Below are 24147 nucleotides of genomic sequence, written 5' to 3'. Positions count from 1 at the left end.
TGGATGGACGACACACGAAACCCCCACCTACACCGGCAGTACTGACCACTCGGCCCTACGGCCCGCCGCTGCCGAGTACATGAAGGACCCCTTCCTTGCGTCTAGCGCAGTGAATGGGTCCTTCATGTACCTGGGCAACGCGTGAAGGTCCTTCACGGACCGGGGCCTGCGACGCACCCCAAGGCGCGTAACTCGAACAGGTTGGATTTCCGCGCCGTCGCCGAGTGCCGTATTACCGTTCGAGCATGATCGACAACGGGAGGTTCGCGATGCGTTTCCGGTCGGTGGCCGCTTCTGTCCTGCTCGGCTGCGCGCTGTGCGTGGCGCCCGCGGCACTCGGAGCCGGGGCCGGGGCGCTCGCGATCCAGCCCTGCCCCGAGGTCAACGATCCGCCCGACTACAAGATCTCGAACGGCGCCAAGGCCTGGCTGAAGACGAACCTCCGCAGCGACTACCTGCGCGGACCGGGGACGATCACCTACAACAAGACCACGACCTCCTCGGTCAACGCGTCCATCACCGGTACGACCAGTGCCGAGGCGGGCGTCATCTTCGCCAAGGCGAGTGTTTCGCTGGCGGTGAGCGTCGGCGCGAGCTACTCGAAGGCCGATTCCTGGTCCTATGCCGCGACGGTGCCCGCGGGGAAGACGCTGCGGTTGCAGCAGTACAAGGAAGCCCGCTCCTTCACCGTGCAGAAGTACCGGATCGTCCCGCCGTGCAAGGTCAAGTACCTCTGGAAGAAGAACGCCGTCGCACCGGTCAAGAGCCCCAGTTACCTGTGGCAGCTCATCGGCTGACCCGGTTTGGGGTCGATCACAAGACTCGTTCACCCGATCTTGTGATCGGCCCCATGGACGTACGGTGACCGTGCCGACACGCTGGGAGGAGCGTCGCGGGCAACGGGGTCCGGACGGAACGGGACGGTGGCCACGATGGGGAAACTTCGCACACGGATACTGGTCGCCGGGATGGTCGCGCTCACGACCGTGAGTGTCACGCCCGCCGCGACGGCCGAGTCCGGCGTCGCCAGCCGGTGGAGTGAACCGGGCCCCTACGCGGTGACCGTCGAAGCCCTCGACAGCGCCCACACCGTGTACCGGCCTTCGCGGCTGGAGAAGCACCCGGTGATCTTGTGGGGCAACGGGACCGGCGCGAACCCGAAGATCTATGACGGCCTGTTGCGGCATCTGGCTTCCCACGGTTTCGTGGTCGCGGCGGCCGACACCCCGAACGCGGGTTCCGGTCAGGAGATGCTGGCCGGGGCCACGACGTTGATCGCCGAGAACTCTCGTCCCGGCAGTCCTTACCAAGGGAAGATCGACACAGCGCATATCGGCGCCACCGGTCACTCCCAGGGCGGCGGCGGGGCGATCGCCGCCGGCGCGGACTCCCGTGTCACCACGACGATCCCGATCGAACCGGGACCGCAGGGCTCGGCCACGGCGCTGAAGGGGCCTTCGTTCTTCCTGGGTGGGCAGTTCGACACCATCGTCGTACCCGGCCTGCTGGTCATCCCGCGCTACCGCCTCGCGGACCAGGTCCCCGCGATCTACGGCGAACTCGGCGGAGCGACCCATTTCACGCCCGTCGGCGACGGAGGCGGGTTCCGCGGCGCGATCACGGCGTGGTTCCGGTTCTGGCTTTCCGGTGACGAGCGGGCCCGGACGGAGTTCTTCGGCCCTTCCTGCGGATTGTGCCGTGACGGGGCGTGGTCCGACGTCCGGCGCAACGCGAAGGCGCTGGCCGTTCCGGGAGCTTGATCGCCGGATCTTGTCGGTGGCCCGGGTTAAGGTCTGTCCCAGTTGCCTGACCTGGAGGGACACCCGCGATGACCACGCTTTCCAACCGGCCGAACACCGCGCTCCTCGTCGTCGACGTCCAGAACGGCGTCGTCGACGAAGCCCACGAGCGTGACTCCGTGGTCGCGAACATCGGCGCTCTCGTCGGCAGGGCGCGCCGGGAAGGCGTGCCGGTCGTGTGGGTGCAGCATTCGGACGAGGAACTCGTGCGAGGCAGCGAAGAGTGGCGCATCGTCGGCGAACTGGACCGCGAAGACTCCGAGCCTCTCGTCGAAAAGTCCTACGGGGACTCGTTCGAGGACACCGATCTGGAGCAGGTGCTTGCCGAGCGTGGTGTCGGGCGGCTCGTGGTCGCCGGGGCGGAGACCGACGCCTGCATCCGTTCGACACTGCACGGCGCGCTGGTCCGCGGGTATGACGCGACGCTGGTCGGCGACGCACACACGACCGGGGACAAATCGGAGTGGGGCGCGCCCGCGCCGGAGCAGGTCATCGCGCACACGAATCTGTACTGGCGGTATCAGGTCGCGCCGGGCCGGAAGGGAGGAACGGTCAAGACCGAAGACGTCGATTTCCGCGGCTGAGCCGCTTCACCGCTTGCCCGGCCAACGTGCGATCAGCAGTCCGGCGTCGCCCGTGAAACCGTTGCGGCAGTGGGACTTCGCCGCGGCGAGCACACGACGGACGATTTCCGGCGGTAGGTGCCCCGTGCCGGCGGCCAGGCTGTCGGCGAGCGCGAACCGTTCGCCGTCGGCGGCGCGTGCTCCGGTGAGGCCTTCGGTGTGCAGGACGACGAGATCACCGGCCTGGAGGCGGGTGGTCGTGATGCGCCCAGGGCCTCCTTCGCCGAACGGTGGTCGCCGCGCACTGTCCACTGTGGCCGGCTCGTGTTCGGTGCCGAGCACGAGCGGTGGTTCCCCGCCCGCGTCGACATGGCGCAGCGTGCCATGGGTGAGGTCTACTTCGGCCAGGGTGCCGCGGACCGTGGTGCCGTCACCGAACTGCGTCGAAAGCGCTTTGTCGACAGCGCGCTCCTGGCCACGCAGATCCTGGCTCTCGCGGCGAGCGGATCGGTAGGCCGCGAGCGCCGCCGAGACCACCAGGCCCGAGGACACGGTGTCCCGGCCCGCGTCGAAGATCGCCAACCACGCCGTTTTCTCGGAAAGGGCGTAGTCGAAGGTCACGCCGCGAGCGTCGTAGGCGGGCTCGACGCCGCCCGCCACAACGAAGTCGCCCGTCGCCGCCGTCAACGGGGGCAGGTTCTGCCAAAGCAACTCGGTGGTGGGGCCGCGTCGTCTTCGACGCCGGGTCATGTCGAGGCCGTCGCCGTAGCGCATCGCGGCGGCGATGAGGTGACCGGACAGCGAGGCGAGCCACTGGCACTGGGTGTGCAGGGCGGGGTCGTGCAGATCCGCGTCCGTGGTGGCTTCGATCTCGAGCACGCCCATCCGCTCGTCGCCGTCCAGCAGGATGGTCCACAGCCGCGGACCGCCCGGCTCCTCGGTCAGCGTGGTGCCGGCGGTCCGGTAGACCCGGCCGGCGGTACCGGCCTCGATGGGCAATGGCCCCCGGCCGGACGCCGACTCGCCGGGCAGGGGGAAGAGCAGCCGCTGCTCGTAGTCGGCGAGATAGACCGTCAGCTCCAGGTTCAGCGCCCTGCCCGCGGCGGTGACGATCTCGGGCAGCCGCTCGGGTGAGACCCGCTGGGCGCCCTCGAGGAGTCCCACCAGCGCGGCCAGGAGACCACGAGGCCGGCTGTTCTCGCCGCCATCGCGGCTGTATGGTGCCCGTCGCGTGCCGGAGAGCTCGTCGAGTCGTTCGTTGACCGCGTGCGCCACCATGTCCCGCTGGATCCTGGGCAGGGGGAGCACTCCCCGCAGGTAGGCAGCCAAGTCGATTTCGCTGACATCGCCGCCCAGCGCGAAGTACCTCAGCCACAGTTGTTCCAAGGTGAGCCCTGTGCGCGCGAAGCAGTCGGCGATGATCCGTCGCTGCTCCGCGGCCTGGAGCGAGGACACAGTGATCACCCCCGGGGTGTTCGGCGACACCGGTCCGGGTACCACGACGGACCGAGCCGAAACATGGGCCCGAGCCGGTTGGACGGGGCGGAATTACGCCAGGTGGCCGAACCGGTCATCGCCGGTGTGACCGGAGGAGGTGATCCGGGACGGGCCGAACGTGGGTCGCGGTAGGGCGGGTGATCGCATTCGGCTAAGGTCGGCTTCCGAAAGCGGTTCTGAGCGTTGAGAAGTTAGCGCCGATCCGCCGGTAACCGGGTTGGTTGCGGCGGTTGATGGTGCGCGCTCGGCGCCGGTTCCCGCCGGTGGCTCCCGTGGTGCATCACGCCGATGTGCAGAAGTGGGAGAGGCGGGCTTTGGCCGATGAAATCGACTGGCAGCAGGACAAGAACCGATTCGTCGAGGATGTCGGCGACGGCGACCTGCCGGTGACCTCCGAAAACCGCGCCCGGCTCATCGCCGGGCCACTTGTCGCCCAGTTCGTAGCCTTGACCAGGGCGTTGCTGGATTCCGGCTCGATCGCGGCGGTCCTCGAGCGGGTGGTGTTCGCGACGCGAGATCTGGTGCCGGGTGCGGATCTGGTCAGCGTCACCCTCCTCGATCCCGACGGAGGGTTCCACACGCCGGTGCGGACCGACGAGATCGCCGGCGAGCTGGATCAGTTGCAGTATCAGTACGGCGAGGGTGCGTGCGTCGAAGCGGCGCGGGTCTCGGGCCCGGCGGCGGCGTTCAGCGACAATCTCGCGGAGGACGCGCGGTGGCCGCGTTTCGGTCCCGCCGCCGCGGCGCTCGGGTTCCACTCGCTGGTCTCGACGGCCCTCCTGCCCGAAGCGTCGAGTTCGCAGCCTTCCGGCGCGCTGAACGTCTATTCGCGTAGTCCGCACGGCATCGCCAAGGCCGACCGTGACGTGCTGCTGCTCCTGGCGACGCACGCGTCACTGGCCCTGGCGACGACACACGCGGTCACACGCGGCCAGCTCCAGGAGGAACAGCTCCAGCAGGCGCTGGACAGCCGTGACGCGATCGGGCAGGCCAAGGGCATCCTGATGGCGCGGCGCGGGATCGACGCCGCGGAGGCGTTCGAGGTGCTGCGGCACACGTCGCAGAACATGAACGTCAAACTCCGCGAGCTGGCGGAGATGCTGTCCAAACGGCATACCGAACTGCAACTGCCGGACTGAGCGGGTGGCCGCCACTACGATCGCGATCATGGGTTTCGGCGAGCTGGAGTTGTCGCGGACGTTCGAGTGGCGTGGCCGTTCGGTGGCGTGGGAACGCCTCGGCGAAGGCGCCCCGGTGGTGCTGTGCCACGGGACACCGTGGTCGGCGCAGCTGTGGGCGCCGTTCGTGCGGGCGCTCAGCGCGGAGTTCGCCGTCCACGTCTGGGATATGCCGGGGTACGGGCGTTCGTCGAAGGACGACGGCCACGCCGTCGATCTCGGGACGCAGGGCGAGCTTTTCGCCGACCTGCTCGAGTACTGGGGGTTGACCGCCCCGCACGTGATCGCCCACGACTACGGCGGGGCCGTTTCTCTGCGCGCGAAGCTGCTGCACGGCGCGGAGTACGCCTCGCTCGCCCTCGTGGACGTCGTCGCGCTGCGCCCGTGGGGTTCGGAATTCTTCCGGCTCGTCGCGGAGAACGCCGAGGTCTTCCAGGCGCAGCCCCCGGCGGTGCACAGGGGAGCGCTGGAGTCCTACATCGCGACGGCCTCCCATCGTGGTCTCACCGAGGCGCAGCTGGCCACGCTGACCGGGCCCTGGCTGGACGCCGACGGGCAACGCGCGTTCTACCGGCAGATCGCCGAGGCGGACGTCCGGTACACCGACGAGATCCAGGACCGCTATCCGGAACTGGCGTTGCCGGTGAAGGTGATCTGGGGCGCGGACGACACGTGGATCCCGGCGGACCGGGCGAAGCGCCTCGCCGACGCGATTCCCGATGCCCTCCTGGACGTCATTCCCGGAGCGGGGCATCTGATCCAGTACGACGCGCCGGTCGAACTGGCCTTTTCCCTGTATCGGTGGCTCACCGCGGAAGTGGGCCGGTGGGGACCTGCCGGGAGCGGACGCTGAGGCGCGGCGTCAAGATCGACATCAAGTCATTCGAATATCAGAAGTCGTCTACGTGATATCCGGCCACATAGGCGCTCGAAAGCAGTGCGCCGTGACATTCCGCTCTCGACGGACCGAAACCGATCGGTACCCAATGTCCGACGGTGTACCAATAGGACGATCCGGACGCGCAGTGGGCCACCACCCGGTAGGTCTCCGAGTGTCCCGGCAGGGCGAAACAGGTCAGGGAAATGCCCTCGCCGAAGAGGATTCCATAGCGGTCGCTGTCGCATCCGAAGGGTGGGAACCTGCCTTCGGTCGCCGCGGAGGCCGGTGCGGCGGCCAGGATTCCGGCCGCCGAAAAGGCGGCCATGACTAAAGCGGCGATTTTCTTCTTCATTGTTTTCTCCCGCGGCTCGTTCCCTGTGGAATGCCCAGATTAGCCGCACGGAAGAATTGTCGTGAATTCATCGGGCAGGTGAAACGAGAACGCGTGCGGTGAACCACGCTGCTCCGAAAGGGCGTCGCTCGCCCCTCTTCCGAGTTCCCGGATCCCCTTTTGGCCTAGCGCCGCCGGTACTGCGCCGGAGACGTGATGGTGGACCGGTCCTCGTACGACCCGGGCCTGCCGCGGTCGACGTGGAACGTCGTCAGGGTGCTGACCGGGGAGCGCGGGTCGCGCCGGTCGCCGATCACCCGCATATGCGTGCTCCAGCGGCGCGGGGTGACCTCGTAGACGTCGTAGCCGTACCGGTTGCCTTCGAAGTACTTGAGGTGCGGGTTCGCCGCGCCCATCTTCGGTCCGTTCGTGGCGTTCCACTCGGGGGAGTAGGCGCCGGAGGTCACCGAATGCGCGGTGAACTCCGTGCCGATCACCGGAGTGGACGGATCCGCGAAGTCCGGGCGGATGTCGTCGACGAACGCGGAATGCCAGTCGCCGGTGATCACCACGAGGTCTTCGAGGCCGCTCTGGGCCACGTGGGTCAGCACTTCCTTGCGTTCGGCGAGGAAGCCGTCCCATTGGTCGGTGAACATGTAGCCGCCGCCGGGTTTCGCGAGCTGGCTCAGCATGATCGAGTTCACCCAGCAGTGCCATGCCTCGCCCGCGCCGGTCACCTGGTCCTTGAGCCAGGCCTTCTGGTCGGCGCCGAGGATCGTGCTGTCGGGCAGGTTCTGCGCCGACCGGTACTGCCTGAGGTCCAGAATGGACAGATCGAGGAGGTCGCCCCAGCGGCGCTGCCGGTGGATCCTCGGCGTCGAGGGGTGGTCGGGTCGCACCGGCATGTGTTCGAACCAGGCCTGGTAGGCCGCCGAGCGCCGCGCCCGCAAGGACGGGGTCGTGCCGCTGTAGTCGTTGACGACCTCGTGATCGTCCCAGGTGATGAACCAGGGGTGGGCGGCGTGGGCGTCCCGTAGCGAGGGGTCGGATTTGTAGAGCGCGTGCCGCCGCCGGTACGCCGGCAGGGTCAGCACCTCGGGTCCTTCGTGATCGCGCAGCGGATTCCCGCCGACCTGGCCGTGCTCGTAGACGTAGTCACCGAGGTGGACGACGAAATCCAGCTCCTCCCGCGCGATCCCGGCGTGCGCCGCGTAGAACCCGTCGTGGAACGCCTGGCAGTTCGCCGAGGCGAACCGCACCCGCCGGACCGGCCCGACCGGCGCGGTACGGGTGCGGCCGATCCGGCTGACCTTGCCGAGCGCGTGGAACCGGTAGTAGTACTGAGCACCCGGCTCCAGTCCGGACACCGGGACGTGCACGCTGTGCCCGAGCGCGGCGGTGGCGGCCGCCGTCCCGTGTGCCACGCGACGGCGGAACCCGCGGTCGGTGGCGACCTCCCAGGCGACCTCGACGGTGTCGTCCAGCGGCTGCTCGAACTCCATCGGCTTCGGGGCGAGCCTGGTCCAGAGCGCGACGCCGTACGGGACCGGGTCGCCGGACGCGACCCCGAGGGTGAACGGCGCTTCGTCCCAGGTCGCGCCCAGCGCCGCCGCGGCCTCCTCCGCCTGCGCGACCGTCATCCGCGAACTCAACGGCCAGGCCAGCCCCAGCGCACCGGCGGTGGCGGCGCCTCGCAACAGGTCCCGGCGGTTGACGGACATCGGTGTTCTCCCTCGGCCTTCGGTGGATCGCTCCCCGAGAGCGAACACTCCCAAGATGGCCGGAGGCCGACGTGGGGGAGAACATCAGATGGTGATGACGACCTTGCCGCGTGCGTGTCCTTCGCGGACATAACGGATGGCTTCGGGCACCTCGGCCAGCGAGTAGGTCCGGTCGACGACGGGCGTCAGTTTCTCCGCTTCGATGAGCGCCCGCAGCGTCTGGAGATCATCGTGGTTCTCCGTGGAGAACAGGCCGCGGAGCTTGTGCTTCACGAACGGCCCGAGCAGCAGCGCCTGCACGGTGCGCCCGACCGCACCGATCCACTTCCCCTCGCTCTCGCCGCCGACGAGGACCAGAGTGCCTTGCGGGGTAAGGGCCTTTCGCAAGGAGGACAGCGGCCGGTTGCCCGCGGTGTCGAGGATGAGGTCGTAGCCGCCGCCGAATTCCTCACGGGTGTAGTCGACAACGCGGTTCGCGCCGAGCGAGCGGACGAGGCCGACCTTGCCTGTGCCGCAGACGCCGTCCACCTCGGCGCCGAACGCCTTGGCGATCTGCACCGCGAAGGTGCCCACGCCACCGCCTGCGCCGATGACCAGGACCTTCTGCCGGGGCGCGACCCGGCCTTTGTCCCGAAGCGCTTGGAGCGCGGTGAACGCGGAGACGGGGACCGCCGCGGCTTCTTCGAACCCGAGCCGCTCGGGCTTCCGGGCGATCTTGTCCACTGTGGTCAGTGCGTACTCGGCGAAGGAACCTCGGCAGGTGCCGAAAACCTCGTCGCCCGGCCGGAATCGGGTCACGCCGTCGCCGACGGCGTGCACTACGCCGGCGAAGTCGAGCCCACGGACGCGGGCCTTCGGTCTCCGTACGCCGAAACCCATCAGCCGCACCAGATATGGCGTGCCCTCCATGAGGTGCCAGACGCCGGGATCGACCGCCGCCGCCCGGATCCGCACGACGACACCGTCCGGTCCGGCTTCGGGGTCGGGAAGGTCGGTCAGGGTCAGGACATCGGTGGTGCCGTACTCGTTCTGGGCGATCGCCTTCACGGCGGCCTCATTCCTGGTCTGGGTACTGGAAAACGTCGTCGAGCCCGACGCCGAACACCCTGGCGATCCGGAAGGCCATCTCCAAGGACGGCGAGTAGCGGCCCTGTTCGATGGCGATCACCGTCTGGCGGGTGACGTCGATCCGGTCCGCGAGTTCCGCTTGGGTCATCTCGCCTTTCGCGAACCGCAGGGCGCGGATGGAGTTCGTGACCTTGGTCGGTTTCACCATGCCTGGAATCCCCAGCGGTAGGCGGCGATCTTCGCGATCGAGCCGAGCAGGGAGGACAGGACGAAGGCGAGGTACACGGTGTTGGCGATCCAGAAGTGGTCCAGCTCCGCCATCGCCATGACGAGTGCCGCGACACCGCCGATCACGACGAACGACTGTCCGATGTGCTCACCGAACCGGCCGATCTCGTGGTCGCGCTGGTCCTTGCGGCCCGCGTCGCGCGGTGAAGCGGCCGCCGCGGCGATGTGCAGCACGATCGAAGCCACGATGGCCGCGCTGATCGTCCACAGTAACGCCGCCACGTAAGGGACATCGACGAGCGGGCCGGAGCCCGCCCGGCCGAGGACGACGATCAGGTACGCGGCGTAGCCGAAGACCGTGACCACCACCATGATCCACGCGCGTTTCTCTTCCATTGCCACGAAGCTCAAGGTAAAGAGTTCTAGACATCATGTCAAATATTCTTTACTTCGACATCGGCAACTAGTTCGTGATGCAAATAGTGCGTACTGCGAACTTAAGGAGTGGTGATGACACTGTTCGGATTCGGGCTCGAAACCGGCGTCGGCGAGGTGGAAGACCTCCTGCGGCACGCCGAACAGGCCGACCGCGCGGGACTCGACCTGGTCAGCCTGTCCGATCACCCGTACTTCGCCGACCGTCTCGACGCGTACGCGGCACTAGGCGTGATCCTCGGCCGGACGTCGCGGGTCACCGCCGCGGTCAACGTGACCAACCTGCCGAGCCGTCCGGCGCCGATGCTGGCGAGGACGATCACGTCGCTCTCGGCACTCTCCGGTGGCCGGGTCGCGCTCGGCATCGGCGCGGGCGGGCTCTGGCGGGAGATCGCCAAACTCGGTGTCGGGCACCGGACGCCCGCCGAGGCGGTCCGGGCGATGGGTGAGGCGATCACCCTCATCAAGGCGCTTTCCGGCGGCGGGGCACCGGTGACCTTCGAGGGTGAGTTCTACTCCGTCGACGGGTTGGTGCCGGCGGCCGCGCCCGCGCCCCCGGTCTGGACGGGCGCTGTCGGGCCCAAATCCCTGGCGGTGACCGGAAAACTCGCGGACGGCTGGATTCCGGGGCATGCCGCGGACTGGCTCAGCCCGCGGTTCGCCGAATCCCGTCCGGTGATCGACCAGGCCGCCGCCGACGCGGGCCGCGACCCTGCCGAGATCGCCACCATCTACAACTTCCCGGGCCGTATAACGGAAAAGCCGCTGTCGTCGCCGCGTGACGACGACGGGCGATGGGTCGGTGGTTCGCCGGAGCAGTGGGTCGAGGAACTGGTCCCCGCGGTGCGCGACCATGGCGCAGCGGGGTTCATCTACTTCCCGGTCGAAGACGGGACCACGACGGACAGCGCGCTCGGCCGCTGGGGGAACGAGGTCGTCCCGGCGATCCGCGAGGAACTCGCCCGGAATTGACCCGGCCGGGTGCGGCGTGGTCTGGGGGCTGGGTCGCGAAAGCCACTTTGAGGACATCTGACGTCCCGAAAGTGGCTTTCGCGACACGTGCGCGCCGCCGAGGTTCAGGCGCCGACGGTGAGGGTCTCTTCGAGGGTCGCCCGGTGCGTCGGCTTCGCCTCTTCGTAGCGACGGCGGCCCTCGTCGGTCACGACGACGAAGATCCCGCGCCGGTCCGACTCGCAGAGCGCGCGCTGGACGAGCCCTTCGCGCTCGAGGCGGGCGACGAGTCGTGAGGTGGCGCTCTGGCTCAGGTGGACGACCTCGGTCAGGTCGGCCGCGCGGCATTTGCCGACAACGCAGTTCACCAGTCGTTCCAGGGCTTCGAACTCGGTGACACCGAGGCCGTGGCGCTCCTGGAGGCGGCACTCGAGCCGCCCGAAGACCGCCGCGTGCCGGGCGGACAGTTCGTGCCACTCCCGCAGCAGGTCTTGTTCGGCGACGTCGCTCACGCGGCCCAAGATAGCATGCACGCGAATTTTATGCAAAGTCATTAAATGCACTTGCATTAGATGCGTGTGCATGTAGTCTACGGATCATGAGTTCTTCCGTGCAGCTGTCCACCAGCTCGACAAGGTGGGACGCGCGCCTCTGGGGTGTCCTGCTCACTGTGTCCGTCGTCGTGGGCCTCGACGCGCTCGACGTGTCGATGGTCGCCGTCGCCCTCCCGTCCATCCAGGCCGAACTCGGCCTCTCCACCGGTGCTCTGCAATGGATCATCAGCGCCTACGTGCTCGGCTACGGCGGCCTGCTGCTCCTCGGCGGGCGCACCGCCGACCTGCTCGGCAGGCGCCGGGTCTTCCTCGTGGCCGTCGCGGTCTTCGCGCTCGCTTCCCTGCTCGGCGGCCTCGTCGACGACGGCGCGCTGCTGATCGCCACCCGCTTCATCAAGGGACTGGCCGCCGCGTTCACCGCACCGGCCGCGTTGTCCATCATCACCACGACCTTCCACGAAGGCCCCGCCCGCAACCGGGCGATCAGCATCTTCGCCGTCTTCGGTGCCAGCGGTTACTCCGCGGGTCTCGTCTTCTCCGGTCTGCTCACGGAGGTGGGCTGGCGCTGGACGTTCCTGCTGCCGGTGCCGATCGCGCTCGCCGCGCTGGTCGCCGCGATCAAGCTGATCCCGTCCTACTCGCCGCAGACCGGTGGCGGCTACGACTTCCCTGGCGCGATCACCGGTGCCGCCGGTTCGCTCCTGCTGGTCTTCGCCGTGGTCGAGGCGCCGGAGATCGGCTGGGCCGCGCCGCGGACGCTGATCTCGTTCGCCCTCGCGCTCGCCTTGCTCGTCACCTTCGTGTTCATCGAGAAGCGCAGCAAGCACCCGCTGCTCCGCCTCGGCATCCTGCGCTCCGGCCCGCTGGCCCGCGCCAACCTCGGTGGCGCGACGTTCTTCGGCGCCTACATCGGTTTCCAGTTCGTCGTCATGCTGTACCTGCAGAACGTGCTGGGCTGGTCCGCGTTGCAGACCGCGCTCGGGTTCCTGCCCGCCGCGCTGATCGTGGCCTTCGGTTCGCCGAGGATCGAGCCGCTGATCGACCGGCTCGGCACCCCGCGCACGATCCTCGCCGGTGTCGTCGCCCACGTCATCGGGTACGCGCTGTTCCTGCGGATCGACGAGAGCTCCAGCTACGCCGGTTCGGTGCTGCCGAGCATGATCCTGCTGGGCATCGGTTTCATGCTGGCGTTCTCCTCGCTGAACATCCAGGCGACCAACGGCATCTCCGACGACGAGCAGGGGCTCGCCGGCGGGCTGCTGAACACGTCGATCCAGGTCGGCGGCGCCATCGGGCTCGCCATCGTGACCGCGGTGCTGACCGGGAACTCCGGCGGAGCCACCGGCTCGGCCGCGCTGCTGAACGGGCTGGCGCCCGCGCTCACCGTGGTCACCGGTATCGCCGTGATCAGTGTCCTGGTGGCCCTGTCCGGAATCGTCGGCCTGCGCAAGGCCGAAGCCCGTTCCACCGTCGCCGAACCGGAGTTCGCCGCGGCCGAATGACCAGGGGGTGATGGGCCCCTTCCCGCGCTCGGGGGCGGGAAGGGGCTCGTCGCTACCAGCGGATCGGCAGCGATTTCAGCCCGTTCTGGAAGTTCGACCGCAACCGCACCGGTTCCCCGGCGGGTTCGACCTCGCCGAGCAGGTCCAGTACCGCTTCGAACATCGCGCGCAGCTGCACCCTGGCGAGCTGGGCGCCGAGACAGAAATGCGGGCCGTGTCCGAAGGTCAGGTGATCGTTCGGGGTGCGGCCGATGTCGAAGCGGTCCGGATCCTCGAAAACGGTCTCGTCGCGGTTCGCGGCGGAGAACCAGACGACGACCTTTTCGCCGGCGCGGATGTCCACATCGGACAGGACGACGTCCTCGGTCGCGGTCCGGCGGAAATGCATGACCGGCGTCCACCAGCGCAACATCTCTTCCACCGCACCGGGAAGCAGGGAACGGTCGGCGAGCAGCCGCCGGTACTGATCCGGATGCGACAGCAGCGCCTGCATCCCGCCGGGGATGCCGTTGCGCAAAGTTTCGTTGCCCGCCACGGAAAACAGCCAGAACAGGTTCTCGAACTCCGCGATGGACACCCGCCCGCCGTCTTCGACGTGACCCATCAGATTGCTCATCACGTCGTCGCCGGGGTTCCGGCGTTTGTACTCGCCGAGCGCGGTGGCGTAGGCGTAGAGATCCGGCATCCCCTCGCGGGTGCGCGGATCGGGCATCGACCCGTCCGGGCCCGGAACCGGCCGGACCGCCAGCGCGGCCCGCGCGAGATCGGTGACCTCGTCCGCCTCGACGGTCGCGCTCACCGCGTAGTCGGCGTCCTGATAGCCGACCACGCGATTGCTCCAGTCGTACATCAGCCGCCGGTCCTGTTCGGGGATCCCGAACACCTCGGCGAGCGTCAGCAGCGGGAGATCGGCGGCGACCGCGGCGAAGTCGCACTCGCCGTCCGCCTGCACCCCGGCGATCAGATTCCGCGCCCAGCCCTGGATCCGCTCGGTCAGCCTGCCGACCGCGCGCGGCGTGAACGCCTTGGTGAGCAGGCCCCGCAGCCGGGCATGCTCGGGCGGGTCCATGTTGAGCATCATCCGGCGGACGTAACCGAGGTCCTGTTCGGTCGCCGGGTCCCGGATCTGCGTCCCGCCCAGCCGCGACGAGAACAGCTTCGGGTTCCTGAGCACGTGTTTGACGTCGGAATGCCGCAGCACGGCCCAGAAATCGTCGACGCGCATGACCGGTGACTCCCGGCGCAGCGACGCGAGGTGCTCGTACGGCACGCCCCGGGTGTACACGTCCGGATCGGTGATCACGCCTCCGACCCTAGCCCGCGACAGGGGGACTGCGGAAAGATCCGTCCGGTGGACACGCTGAAGATGCGCACCGCCGGAACCGAAGGCCCCGCCGTGCTCCTGCTGCACGGCCTCGGCGCGACCGGAGCGGTCTGGGACGGCCTCATGGCGCAGCCGGGATATCGCTGGCTGGCGCCCGACCTGCCTGGTCACGGAGGTTCGCCCAGGTTGCCGCACTACTCGTTCGGCGGCCTGGCCGCGACGGTCGCCGACGCGCTCCCGGAACGCGGTCCGGTACTGGTGGTCGGCCATTCGCTGGGCGGGGTGGTCGGGCTCGCGCTGGCCTCCGGCTGGTTCGGGGTAAAGGTCGCCGGGGTGCTCGCGGTCGGCGTCAAGGTCGAATGGAGCGAGTCCGAACTCGCGAAGGCCGCCGACATGGCGGCGAAACCGCCCAGGGTGTTCACGGCCCGCGAGGACGCCGAACGAGCCTTCCTCAAGATCGCCGGGCTGACCGGTCTGGCCGAAGCGGACCCTGACGGCATCGTCGAAATGGAGGGCGGCTGGCGGCTCGCGCTGGACCCGCGGGCCTTCGCTGTCGGCGCTCCCGACATGCCCGGCCTGCTCGGCGCGGCGCGCTGCCCGGTCGCCCTCGCCGCCGGCGAGCATGACCCCATGAGCCGCCCCGAACAACTTCGCGCGCTCAGCGAGGCTTCTGTCGAACTTCCCGGGCTGGGCCACAACGCGCACGTCGAAGACCCGGCCGTGCTCCTGGACTTCCTCGGGCAATTCGGCGGCTAGCGCCTGATCTTGCCCAGGACGGCGATGCCCTCGGCGATGTCGCTCGCCGGGCTCGCCCCGTAACCGAGGACCAGCCCCGGATTCATCGGCCGCTGACAGTGCCACGACAGCGGCTGCACCTTCACACCCTGATCCAGCGCGGCGGCGGCGAAGTCGAGATCGGAGAACTCCGCGTCGAAGGTGATCGTCAGGTGCAGCCCGGCGGCGGCGCCGTGCACCACGGCGTCCGGGAGATGCGTCCGGAGCGCGTCGATCATCGCGTCCCGGCGGCGGCGGTGCCGCTTGCGCACGAACCGCAGCTGCCGCTCCATCTCGCCGGACTCCATCAGATGCGCGAGCACCAGCTGCGGGAGGACGGCGTTGCCCAGGTCGGCGAAGCGTTTGGCCGCGACCACCTCGTCCCGGTACCGCGACGGAACCAGCATCCAGCCCACCCGGAGCGCGGGCGCGAGCCACTTCGACACGCTGCCCGCGTAACAGACCTGCTCGGCGAGCATCGAGCGCAGCGCGGGGACGGGCGGACGGTCGTAGCGGTGCTCGGCGTCGTAGTCGTCCTCGATGATCAGGCCGCCGTCCGCGGCCCAGCGCATGAGCTCGCGACGGCGTTCCCCGCCGAGCACGACACCGGTCGGGAACTGGTGCGCGGGCGTGAGCAGCACGGCGGGCGCGCCGCTTCGCACCAGCTCGCCGACGTCGATCCCGTCGTCGTCGACGCGGATCGGCGGCGTCGCCAGCCGCCGGTCGTGCAGATGCTGCCGCGCGCCCAGCGAACTCGGATCCTCGACCGCGATCTCGGAGATCCCGTTGTCGCACAGCACCTGGGCCAGCAGGCCGAGCCCCTGCGCGACACCGGCGACGATCAGCACGTCGTCGGCGTCGGCGGTGATCCCCCTGGTGCGGGCGATCCAGTGCGCGATCGCGAGCCGCAACGCGGGCGCGCCCCGCGGGTCGCCGTAGCCGAAGTCCGCCGCCGAGAGGTTGTTGAGCACGGTGCGTTCGGCGCGGAGCCAGGCCGTTCGCGGGAACGCCGTCAGATCCGGCACGCCGGGGGACAGGTCGATCCTCGCCGGGGTCGATCGCAGCGAGTCGAAGACACCGATCCCGGGCGCGGGCTGGAAGATCGTGCCCGCGGACGGGAGACCGGGCGTGGTCTGCTCCTTCGTCCGGGCAGGCGCCGCGACGACGACCGTGCCCGCGCGGCCGCGTCCGGCGACATGACCGTCCTCGACCAGCCGCTGGTAGGCCTCGGTGACCACACCGCGGGAGACCCGCAGGTCCGCGGCGAGCGCCCTGGTCGCGGGCAGCCTGCTGCCGACCGGGAGGCGGCCGTCGGAGATGGCGTGCCGCAGCCGCGACGCCAGCCAGTCCGACCGGCGCCCCGGCGGTGCGTCCCCGATATCCAGCTGCAGGAAGTCCGAGCCCTCGGCAGTCACCCGATCATTGTGTCATTCGGGCTCGTAGGCGAGGTTCGGGCGCAGCCACTGCTCCATAGTGGACAGTTCGAGACCGCGGCGGGCGGCGTAGTCCTCGACCTGGTCCTTGCCAAGCCGTCCGACGGTGAAGTACCGCGAATCGGGGTGGGCGAAGATCAGCCCGCTGACGCTCGCCGCCGGCGTCATCGCGAACGACTCGGTCAGCCCCATTCCGAGCCGGTCGGAATCGAGCAGTTCGAACAGCTCCCGCTTCTCGCTGTGGTCCGGGCTCGCCGGGTAGCCCAGCGCCGGGCGGATGCCGCGGAACCGTTCGGCGTGCAGGTCCTCCAGCTTCGGATCGGCGTCCGGCTCGAACCAGTCCCGTCGCGCCTGGAGGTGGAGGTACTCGGCGAACGCCTCGGCGAGCCGGTCCGCGAGCGCCTTCACCATGATGGCGCGGTAGTCGTCCTGTTTCGCCTCGAACTCGGCCGCGAAGTCCTCGGCACCGAGGATGGTGACCGCGAAGCCGCCGAGGTGATCGCCCGCGCCGGCCGGGGCGATGTAGTCCGCCAGGCAGCGGTTGGGCCGCGACAGCGGTTTCTTGGTCTGCTGGCGCAGCATCGGGAACTTGACACCCGATTCCAGAATGATGTCGTCGCCCTCGGAGTGCGCAGGCCAGAACGCGTACGCGCCCTTGGCCTGAAAGCGTTCCTCGGCGATGATCTGGTCCATCAGCGTGTTCGCGTCGTCGAACAGCTCCCTGGCCACCGGGTTGTTCAGGATCGCCGGGTACTTGCCCTTCAGCTCCCAGGCCAGGAACAGGAAGGTCCAGTCGATCATCTCGCGCAGCTCGGTGAGTGACGGCGAGACGTACCGGACGCCGGTGAACGCGGGCGTCGGGATGTCGTCGAAGGAGACCTTCTCCGGGTTGGCCCTCGCCTGCTCGACCGTCAGCAACGGCGTCCGCTGCTTGTTGGCGTGCTGCACGCGCAGCGCTTCCTGGTCCTCGCGGTTCTTCTTGTCGAGGATCTCCGCGCGGTCCGCGTCGAGCAGGTCACCGACGACGCCGACGACACGGGAGGCGTCGAGGACGTGCACGGTCGTGTGCTCGTACGCGGGCGCGATGCGGACCGCGGTGTGCTGGCGTGACGTGGTCGCGCCGCCGATCAGCAGCGGCAGCTTCAGCCCGCGCCGCTCCATTTCGGCGGCGACGTTGACCATCTCGTCCAGCGAGGGCGTGATCAGGCCCGAAAGCCCGATGGCGTCGGCGCCTTCGGAGACGGCGGTGTCCAGGATGACCGAAGCCGGGACCATCACGCCGAGGTCGATCACCTCGTAGTTGTTGCAGCCGAGGACGACGCCGACGATGTTCTTGCCGATGTCGTGCACGTCGCCCTTGACCGTCGCCAAGACGACCTTTCCGTTGCCCTGGCGGGTTTCGATCCGGCCTTCGAGGCGCGCCTTCTCCTTCTCGGCCTCCATGAACGGTTCGAGGTAGGCCACCGACCGCTTCATCACGCGCGCGCTCTTGACCACCTGCGGCAGGAACATCTTGCCGGACCCGAACAGGTCGCCGACGATCTTCATGCCGTCCATCAGGGGGCCTTCGATGACCTCCAGCGGCTTCGGCAGCTTCTGGCGCGCTTCCTCGGTGTCCTCTTCGATGTAGTCGACGATGCCGTGCACCAGCGCGTGGCTGAGCCTCGCCTCGACGGTGTTGTCGCGCCAGGAGAGGTCGACCGTGCGCTGGGTTCCCTTGCCGTTGACCGTTTCCGCGAACGTGACCAGCCTGTCGGTGGCGTCCTCGCGGCGGTCGAAGAGCACGTCCTCGACCATCTCCAGCAGATCCTTGGGGATGTCCTCGTAGACCGCGAGCTGCCCGGCGTTGACGATGCCCATGTCCAGCCCGGCGCGCACCGCGTGCAGCAGGAAGGCCGAGTGCATCGCCTCGCGCACGACGTTGTTGCCGCGGAAGGAGAAGGAGAGGTTCGAGATACCGCCGCTGATGTGCACACCGGGGCAGCGTTCCTTGATCCGCGGCAGTGCGTCGATGAACGCCTTGGCGTACCCGTTGTGCTCGGAGATCCCGGTCGCGACCGCGAGCACGTTCGGGTCGAAGATGATGTCCTCGGCGACGAAACCCGCCTGCTGGGTGAGCAGGTCGTAGGCGCGGGCACAGATTTCGACCTTCCGGTCGGCGGTGTCGGCCTGGCCCTGTTCGTCGAAGGCCATCACGACCACGCCCGCGCCGTAGTCGCGGATGCGCCGGGCCTGCTGGAGGAACTGCTCCTCGCCCTCCTTGAGGCTGATGGAGTTGACGACTCCCTTGCCCTGCACGCATTTCAGCCCGGCCTCGAGCACCGTCCAGCGCGAGCTGTCGATCATGATCGGCAGCCGGGCGACCTCGGGTTCGGTGGCGATGAGGTTCAGGAACGTGGTCATCGCCTTTTCGCTGTCGAGCAGGTCGGCGTCCATGTTGACGTCCAGCAGGTTCGCCCCGCCGCGGACCTGCTCGAGCGCGACGTCGACGGCGGCCTGGTGGTCGTCGGCCTCGATCAGCTTGCGGAATTTGGCGGATCCGGTGACGTTGGTCCGCTCGCCGATCATGACGAACCCGGTGTCCTTGCCGATCTCGAACGGCTCGAGCCCGCTGAACCGGGTGTGCGGCTTCGGGGCCGGGACGTGCCGCGGCGTCATCCCGCGGACGGCGTCGGCGATCTCCTTGATATGCGCGGGGGTCGTGCCGCAGCAGCCGCCGACGACGTTGACCATCCCGGCCGTGGCGAAGTCGCCGAGCAGCCCGCCGGTCTCCTCGGGCGTCTGGTCGTATCCGCCGAACGCGTTCGGCAGACCCGCGTTCGGGTGACAGGCGGTGTACGTGCCCGCGAGACGGGACAGTTCGGCGATGTGCGGGCGCATTTCCTCGGCGCCCAGTGAACAGTTGACGCCGACGAGCAGCGGATCCGCGTGCTCGATGGAGCTCCAGAAGGCCTCGACCGTCTGCCCGGACAGCGTCCGGCCACTCAGGTCGACGATCGTCACCGAGATCCACAGCGGCAGCTGCGGTGCGACGTCGCGGGCGGCGGCGATCGCGGCCTTGCAGTTGAGCGTGTCGAAGATGGTCTCGATGAGCAGCAGGTCCACGCCGCCCTCGGCGAGCGCCTTGATCTGATCGGCGTACGCGGCGTACACCTCGTCGAAGGTGACCGCGCGGAACGCCGGGTCCTCGACCTTGGGTGACAGCGACAAGGTGACGTTCAGCGGCCCGACCGACCCGGCGACGAACTTCCCGCCCGCCGCGTCCGCCGCCTCGCGGGCGATCTGAGCGCCGCGGAGATTCATCTCGTACGCGAGGTGCTCGAGCCCGTAGTCCGCCTGGCCGATGGTGGTGGCGGTGAACGTGTTCGTCGTGGTGATGTCCGCGCCGGCGTCCAGATACTGGCGGTGGATGTCGCGCACGACGTCCGGCCTCGTGATGTTCAGCAGGTCCGGGTCGCCGGTGATGTCACGGGGGTGGTCCTGGAACCGCTCGGTGCGGTAGTCCTCCGGCTTGAGGCCGGCGTTCTGAAGCATCGACCCCCACGCCCCGTCAAGCACGACGATGCGCTCATCCAGCAGCTTTCGCAGGGCGGTCGTTTTCATCCAGCGCTCCTCCCATGTCGTGGGAGGCGCCCTTGCGGTGAAGTCCGGGGCCGAGCGTGGCGGACTCGGCGGTCCGTTGCAGCGCCTCTCGACCTTGGTGCCCAAGACTACCGGATCAGGACAAGGGCACTTCGCCTGAATTGCTCACCTGCTGGCCAACGCGGGTTCGGCTTCCCGCACTGTGAGACGGGGCGGTGACGGCCTGCGCCGGGCCACGATCCTGCGGCCGACATCGATCATGGGCACCTCGACCCAGCGGTAGAGGAAGTCCGAGATGACCAGTGCGACGACGGTCACGGCGACCGCGGTCAAGGTCCGATGGGTGCCCAGTTGCGGGATCGACAAGGCGACCACGGTCGCCGCCACCCCCTGCAGGAGGTATACGGAGTACGACCGCTCGCCGAGAAACCGCATCGGCGGGGTGGAGAAGAGCCAGGCGATCGGACCACGCGGGACCAGCGAGGTGATGAACAGCGCGACCAGTACGGCGTACGCGGTGCCGCCGATCGTGCCGCCGTCCTGGAAGAAGTCCTGGATGTCGATCACGTGGAGCTGAAGGACCACGAGAGCCGCGAGCAGGACGTAGCAGGCGATGGGATGGGTGAACACGCGGAGGACCGCGAAGCCCTTGCGGTAGTGGAGGCCGATGGCGAGCGCGCAACCGATGATGATGGGGGAGTAGGCGCCGGCGTACGGCATCACCGGGATCAGCGCGATCATGAGCGCGACCAGCCCGATCGCCAGGCCGAGCCGCTTCGGGAAGCTCAGCGCCGCGATACCGAAGGCCAGGAACGGCCAGACGAGGTAGAACTTCTGCTCGACACCCAGCGTCCACGACTGGCCGAACGGTGCGTTGTGGGCGAACTCGTTCGTGAAGGTCAGGAAGTACGGCATCGCCCCGGAGAGCCCGCTGGAGGTGTACTGGCTGCGGAGATAAGTGAACACCACGATGATGCCCAAAACCGCGAAATACACCGGAAGAATGCGAAACGCACGGCGGATATAGAAGTTCGCGAGCGAGATCCTGCCGTTTCGGTCTTCTTCACGCAGCGCGAGTGTGGTGATCAGGAAACCGGAAAGAACGAAGAACAGGTGGACACCGATCCACCCGTTGGCCATGGCCCACGACGGTCCACCGTAGTGGAACACCACCACGAGGAGCGCGGCGATCGCGCGCAGCCCGTCGAGGGCCGGGAATCTCTTCGTGGACAGGTACTGCTCATGAGTCATCATCGTGGACCCCCAGGGCGATACCGGTCTTCCTGCCGGTAAGGATGCGTCACTCTAAAGGGTGAAATGCTGCTTCCTGTGAGGGGGCTGTGTATTCGCTGTGTCGATCGACAACGCCTGTTGGAGATTCACCGGCAGACGCGGTCTGTGGGGCTCGAATTACTTGAAGGTGGATAAGCGTGGCGATCGACTATGAAGCGTGGTGCGCCGAGGAGCCGCGGATGGCCTCGGTCGCTCGTGTGGCCACGGTGACGATGCGGCTTCTCCTGGGTGTCGACAACATCGAGATCGTCGTCACCGGTGAGGCCGAGCTGACCTGGAGCTTCAGCTGGGGAAGCGCCGCCGGAGCACGGGTGATGGTCATGGGCCCGGAGTACGCCGAGATCCCGGGACGGTGGTCGCTCTTCGCCGAGGCCGACTCCCGCGGGTGGACCTCGATGAGCTTCTGTCGCTGATGATCGTCATCGCGGCCGGGTCGTACACGGCGGTGAGGTGGTCGACGAGAGCGCCAGACTCGCACAGCGCGTGAACGAGCCAGGCGAGCTCATGCTCAAGGTGTTGAGATCGGGTGAACGGGAGCCCGCGAGACTGGTGGAGTGTTTGAAGTCGTGAGCGACCGGCGAGAAGGGTGAGCGGTCATGGAGTTCGATGAGTTCGATGCTCTCGTGCTGCGAACCAGAGAAGGGCTGCCGACTCAGGACTATCCCGAAGACTTCTTCCCATTCGAGTCATGGCGTTCGTCCGAGGAGGAGATCGAGCGTGTCGAGCACGAGCTCGATGTTCGCCTTCCTGCACAGTACAAGGAATTCATGATGCGACATGGCGGCGGCGGGTTCCTCTTCGTCGATCTGCTGCCGGTCGTCGCACCCGGTCCGAGGAAAGAAGACCTGGTCTCGGTCAATCGTGGTTCCCTGCGGGAGGCTGGATTTCTCGCGGTGGCTCCGGTCGGCACCGGGGACTGGTGGGGCTTCACCTTGACAGGGAACGAGTGCGGCGAAGCGGTCGACTTCCGGTTCCACGAAGATGGCCTACGCGAACGTGAGGCGCCCGGTTTTCTCGACTTCCTGGTTCGGCACGGGCTTCGGTGGGACTCGTGAACTTCGATGGCACCGACCGGATCTTGCGCTCCTGGGCCCTGCGGATGTCCTCCCTGAGCGCCGAGTTCGAGGCGAGGTATGGCTACCCGCGGACTTCGGGGCCGCGCGGCGGAACCGGCGGATTTCCCTGCCGTCGTGCGAGAGGTGCCGTTGCCGGATTTCGGTAACGGCACTTTCGTGCGTCCGGCGCGTGATGTGATCGGATGGTGCTCTGTTCGCACTGTCCTGGCTGAAGTGGAAGGGGCAAGTCGTCGATGAGCGTCGAAGCGAGCGAGCGGCTGATCGATCTGGTGCGCGCGAACGGCGACCTGTCGAACCACGCCGGCGGTGCGGACGAGGGGATGATCAGCTCCGCTGAACGAACTTTGGGTGTCGCGTTCCCTCCTTCGTATCGACGCCTGGTCGAGGAATTCGGCACCTGGGACATCGCGGGGCGGGAGTTCCTCGGTGTGTACCGCACTCCCGGGCGAGGTCCGAGAGTGCTCGGATCCGCTGCCGAGACCTTGGAGATGCGACGGGACCACGGGCTGGCCCCCGAGTTGATCGTGGTGATGTTCGACGGCATGGGCGGGGCTGTCGTCCTCGATTCCTCGCGGCCGGACGACTCCGGTGAGTACCCCGTCCTGGCTTGGGCTCATGCCGATGATGTGCCGGAAAAGCTGGGGGACGACTTCGGTTCGTTCGCTCTCGCACTGTGCGCGCGATCTGTGCACCGCGAAGGGGCGAAGCGTCCGATCGATTCTGCGATCGCTGTCGCGCGAGATCTCCTGGGGCTTCCTGGATCACGTCGGAAGCATCCGACCGTCGACGAGGTCGTGACGGCCGTCCGTGGCTTCGAAGCCGTCAGGTTCGCCGTACCCGATGGCGCTGATACCGACGGTTTCCTCTTCGAGTACGGCGAAGTGAATTGGGGCTCCGAGCCGATGTTCGCGGTGGGGTTCGTACGGCAGATGGAGATCGTCGATGCCGACGGCGAGCACGAACAGTACTCACAGGTCGCCTTTGAGTTCCGCTGTCGTGTGGATGCGGACCTGCGGTCACTCGGGAGCCGTGCGGTGTGGTGGTTTCGCAGCGACGGTTCCGACTTCGAGGACTGGCTCGCATCGGTGACGCGGGATCCGGTCTGGAGGACGCTCCGGCGGAAGGAGATCGCCGAATTCGTTCTCTCACAGGAATCTGTCTGAGCATCGAGCGAGAGTCCGAACGGTCAGAAACGGACGGTCGCCTTCTGGATCTTCACCGGCTTCGCGGGCAGCCCGTCCTGGGGGCCGTTCGGATCGGTCGGGATGATGCCGTTCGCCACGATCCGGTCCAGCACCTCCATACCCCGCACGACCTTGCCCATCACCGAGTAGTTCTTCGGGATGTTCGCGAACGAGTGCACGATGAAGAACTCGCTGCCGTTGGTGCCGGGGCCCTGGTTGCCCATGGCGATGGTGCCGCGTTCGTAGGTCTCGGTGCCGTCGACCTCGTCCGGGAACTTGTAGCCGGGCCCGCCCTTCTCGGCTTCGTAGATGTCGCCGCACTGAAGGACGCCGAGGCGCGACGAGTTCGTCAGGCGCCAGCACTGGCTGTGGTCGTAGAAGCGCTGCAGCGCCAGGCTCGCCAGGTTGTGGACGGCGCACGGAGCGGCACCGGCGCGGTTCAGGCGCACGGTCACCGGGCCGTAGTTGAAGCGGAAGGTGACGTCGATGGTGCCGCGGGTGAACGCGAAGGGGAGCGGCGGCAGCACCGGGCGGGCCGCGGGGTTTTCGGGCGTCGGCGTGAACTCGCAGCGCACGATCGGCAACGACGCCGGAGACGCGGGCGCGGCGGTGGCCACGCCGGGCAGCAGGACGGCGGCGAGAGCGGAAACGACAGCGGTGACACCCCAGCGCAGCTTCATGTGGGGGAACCTAACCCAAAAGGGTGGTCGTCGGGTAGCGCTTCACGCCTGCCCATGTACATGAAGGCCCCCTTCCTTGCGCCAGGCGCAAGGA

At 68.1% G+C, this 24147-nt stretch carries 23 protein-coding genes; 11 read left to right on the top strand and 12 right to left on the bottom strand.

The window, feature by feature from the left end; translation table 11 throughout:
* The first annotated feature begins 245 nt into the window (after positions 1–245).
* The 3 genes from ACFVM3_RS09240 to ACFVM3_RS09230 all read left to right on the top strand — a co-directional run bounded on the left by ACFVM3_RS09240 (position 246) and on the right by ACFVM3_RS09230 (position 2383).
* Entirely contained in the window at positions 246–797 is a 552-nt protein-coding gene (locus ACFVM3_RS09240; RefSeq protein ID WP_378437099.1) for a hypothetical protein, read from the top strand.
* Between the two features lie 135 nt (positions 798–932).
* Positions 933–1760, top strand: coding sequence for an acetylxylan esterase (locus ACFVM3_RS09235; RefSeq protein ID WP_378437097.1), 828 nt, complete (start codon positions 933–935; stop codon positions 1758–1760).
* A 68-nt stretch (positions 1761–1828) separates the two neighbouring features.
* The gene (locus ACFVM3_RS09230; protein ID WP_378437095.1) at positions 1829–2383 is read left to right on the top strand and encodes a cysteine hydrolase family protein; all 555 of its coding nucleotides are present in this window, start codon (positions 1829–1831) and stop codon (positions 2381–2383) included.
* Positions 2384–2389: 6 nt separating this feature from the next.
* On the opposite strand, the gene ACFVM3_RS09225 is transcribed toward ACFVM3_RS09230, so the two are convergent.
* Positions 2390–3826, bottom strand: a complete 1437-nt coding sequence (locus tag ACFVM3_RS09225) for a PP2C family protein-serine/threonine phosphatase (RefSeq protein ID WP_378437094.1) — start codon at positions 3824–3826, stop codon at positions 2390–2392.
* A gap of 347 nt (positions 3827–4173) precedes the next feature.
* On the opposite strand from ACFVM3_RS09225, the gene ACFVM3_RS09220 reads away from it, so the two are divergent.
* A complete protein-coding gene (locus ACFVM3_RS09220; RefSeq protein WP_378437092.1) occupies positions 4174–4998 on the top strand; it encodes a GAF and ANTAR domain-containing protein in 825 nt (274 codons plus the stop codon).
* 28 nt (positions 4999–5026) lie between these two features.
* Entirely contained in the window at positions 5027–5890 is an 864-nt protein-coding gene (locus ACFVM3_RS09215; protein WP_378437090.1) for an alpha/beta fold hydrolase, read from the top strand.
* Positions 5891–5927: 37 nt separating this feature from the next.
* Here ACFVM3_RS09215 and ACFVM3_RS09210 read toward each other — a convergent pair whose 3' ends face one another.
* From ACFVM3_RS09210 to ACFVM3_RS09190, 5 genes are all read right to left on the bottom strand, one after another.
* A complete protein-coding gene (locus ACFVM3_RS09210; protein WP_378437088.1) occupies positions 5928–6269 on the bottom strand; it encodes a hypothetical protein in 342 nt (113 codons plus the stop codon).
* Positions 6270–6433: 164 nt separating this feature from the next.
* Positions 6434–7969 (bottom strand): alkaline phosphatase D family protein, encoded by a 1536-nt coding sequence (locus ACFVM3_RS09205; RefSeq protein WP_378437086.1) that lies wholly within the window; start codon positions 7967–7969, stop codon positions 6434–6436.
* Positions 7970–8053: 84 nt separating this feature from the next.
* Entirely contained in the window at positions 8054–9016 is a 963-nt protein-coding gene (locus ACFVM3_RS09200; protein WP_378437084.1) for an NAD(P)-dependent alcohol dehydrogenase, read from the bottom strand.
* 7 nt (positions 9017–9023) lie between these two features.
* Complete coding sequence (locus ACFVM3_RS09195) at positions 9024–9245, bottom strand: helix-turn-helix transcriptional regulator (protein ID WP_125673158.1); 222 nt, start codon at positions 9243–9245, stop codon at positions 9024–9026.
* The gene (locus tag ACFVM3_RS09190; RefSeq protein ID WP_378437083.1) at positions 9239–9667 is read right to left on the bottom strand and encodes a hypothetical protein; all 429 of its coding nucleotides are present in this window, start codon (positions 9665–9667) and stop codon (positions 9239–9241) included. The genes ACFVM3_RS09195 and ACFVM3_RS09190 overlap by 7 nt, the downstream gene beginning before the upstream one ends.
* A gap of 108 nt (positions 9668–9775) precedes the next feature.
* Between ACFVM3_RS09190 and ACFVM3_RS09185 the strand changes: the two genes are divergently transcribed.
* Entirely contained in the window at positions 9776–10672 is an 897-nt protein-coding gene (locus ACFVM3_RS09185) for an LLM class flavin-dependent oxidoreductase (RefSeq protein ID WP_378437081.1), read from the top strand.
* A 104-nt stretch (positions 10673–10776) separates the two neighbouring features.
* Here the strand turns inward: ACFVM3_RS09185 and ACFVM3_RS09180 are convergent, their stop codons facing one another.
* On the bottom strand, positions 10777–11163 hold the full coding sequence (locus tag ACFVM3_RS09180) for a MarR family winged helix-turn-helix transcriptional regulator (protein WP_219149891.1): 387 nt from the start codon (positions 11161–11163) through the stop codon (positions 10777–10779).
* 86 nt (positions 11164–11249) lie between these two features.
* On the opposite strand from ACFVM3_RS09180, the gene ACFVM3_RS09175 reads away from it, so the two are divergent.
* Positions 11250–12707 carry an MFS transporter gene (locus ACFVM3_RS09175; protein ID WP_192740987.1) on the top strand — a complete coding sequence of 486 codons (1458 nt, stop codon included), beginning with the start codon at positions 11250–11252 and terminating at the stop codon, positions 12705–12707.
* A 52-nt stretch (positions 12708–12759) separates the two neighbouring features.
* On the opposite strand, the gene ACFVM3_RS09170 is transcribed toward ACFVM3_RS09175, so the two are convergent.
* On the bottom strand, positions 12760–14010 hold the full coding sequence (locus ACFVM3_RS09170; protein ID WP_378437079.1) for a cytochrome P450: 1251 nt from the start codon (positions 14008–14010) through the stop codon (positions 12760–12762).
* A 48-nt stretch (positions 14011–14058) separates the two neighbouring features.
* On the opposite strand from ACFVM3_RS09170, the gene ACFVM3_RS09165 reads away from it, so the two are divergent.
* Positions 14059–14787 (top strand): alpha/beta fold hydrolase, encoded by a 729-nt coding sequence (locus ACFVM3_RS09165; RefSeq protein ID WP_378437077.1) that lies wholly within the window; start codon positions 14059–14061, stop codon positions 14785–14787.
* Here the strand turns inward: ACFVM3_RS09165 and ACFVM3_RS09160 are convergent.
* The 3 genes from ACFVM3_RS09160 to ACFVM3_RS09150 all read right to left on the bottom strand — a co-directional run bounded on the left by ACFVM3_RS09160 (position 14784) and on the right by ACFVM3_RS09150 (position 21074).
* Positions 14784–16220: a PLP-dependent aminotransferase family protein gene (locus ACFVM3_RS09160; RefSeq protein ID WP_378437075.1), complete on the bottom strand. Its 1437-nt coding sequence runs from the start codon at positions 16218–16220 to the stop codon at positions 14784–14786. The genes ACFVM3_RS09165 and ACFVM3_RS09160 overlap by 4 nt on opposite strands.
* A gap of 12 nt (positions 16221–16232) precedes the next feature.
* On the bottom strand, positions 16233–19841 hold the full coding sequence (gene metH / locus ACFVM3_RS09155; protein ID WP_378437073.1) for a methionine synthase: 3609 nt from the start codon (positions 19839–19841) through the stop codon (positions 16233–16235).
* A 144-nt stretch (positions 19842–19985) separates the two neighbouring features.
* A complete protein-coding gene (locus ACFVM3_RS09150) occupies positions 19986–21074 on the bottom strand; it encodes an acyltransferase family protein (RefSeq protein ID WP_378437071.1) in 1089 nt (362 codons plus the stop codon).
* Between the two features lie 176 nt (positions 21075–21250).
* Here ACFVM3_RS09150 and ACFVM3_RS09145 point away from each other — a divergent pair, with 176 nt between their 5' ends.
* The 3 genes from ACFVM3_RS09145 (at position 21251) to ACFVM3_RS09135 (ending at position 23352) form a co-directional block, all read left to right on the top strand.
* Positions 21251–21526 carry a hypothetical protein gene (locus ACFVM3_RS09145; protein ID WP_378437069.1) on the top strand — a complete coding sequence of 92 codons (276 nt, stop codon included), beginning with the start codon at positions 21251–21253 and terminating at the stop codon, positions 21524–21526.
* Between the two features lie 183 nt (positions 21527–21709).
* Positions 21710–22168, top strand: a complete 459-nt coding sequence (locus ACFVM3_RS09140; RefSeq protein ID WP_378437067.1) for an SMI1/KNR4 family protein — start codon at positions 21710–21712, stop codon at positions 22166–22168.
* Positions 22169–22422: 254 nt separating this feature from the next.
* Positions 22423–23352, top strand: coding sequence for an SMI1/KNR4 family protein (locus ACFVM3_RS09135; protein WP_378437066.1), 930 nt, complete (start codon positions 22423–22425; stop codon positions 23350–23352).
* A gap of 23 nt (positions 23353–23375) precedes the next feature.
* On the opposite strand, the gene ACFVM3_RS09130 is transcribed toward ACFVM3_RS09135, so the two are convergent.
* A complete protein-coding gene (locus tag ACFVM3_RS09130; protein ID WP_378437064.1) occupies positions 23376–24053 on the bottom strand; it encodes a peptidylprolyl isomerase in 678 nt (225 codons plus the stop codon).
* Positions 24054–24147 lie beyond the last annotated feature (94 nt).

Source organism: Amycolatopsis sp. NPDC057786 (assembly GCF_042797905.1).
Lineage (GTDB): Bacteria > Actinomycetota > Actinomycetes > Mycobacteriales > Pseudonocardiaceae > Amycolatopsis.
Note: the sequence above shows the minus strand (reverse complement) of the source record. Positions and strands in the feature narration are given on the sequence as shown.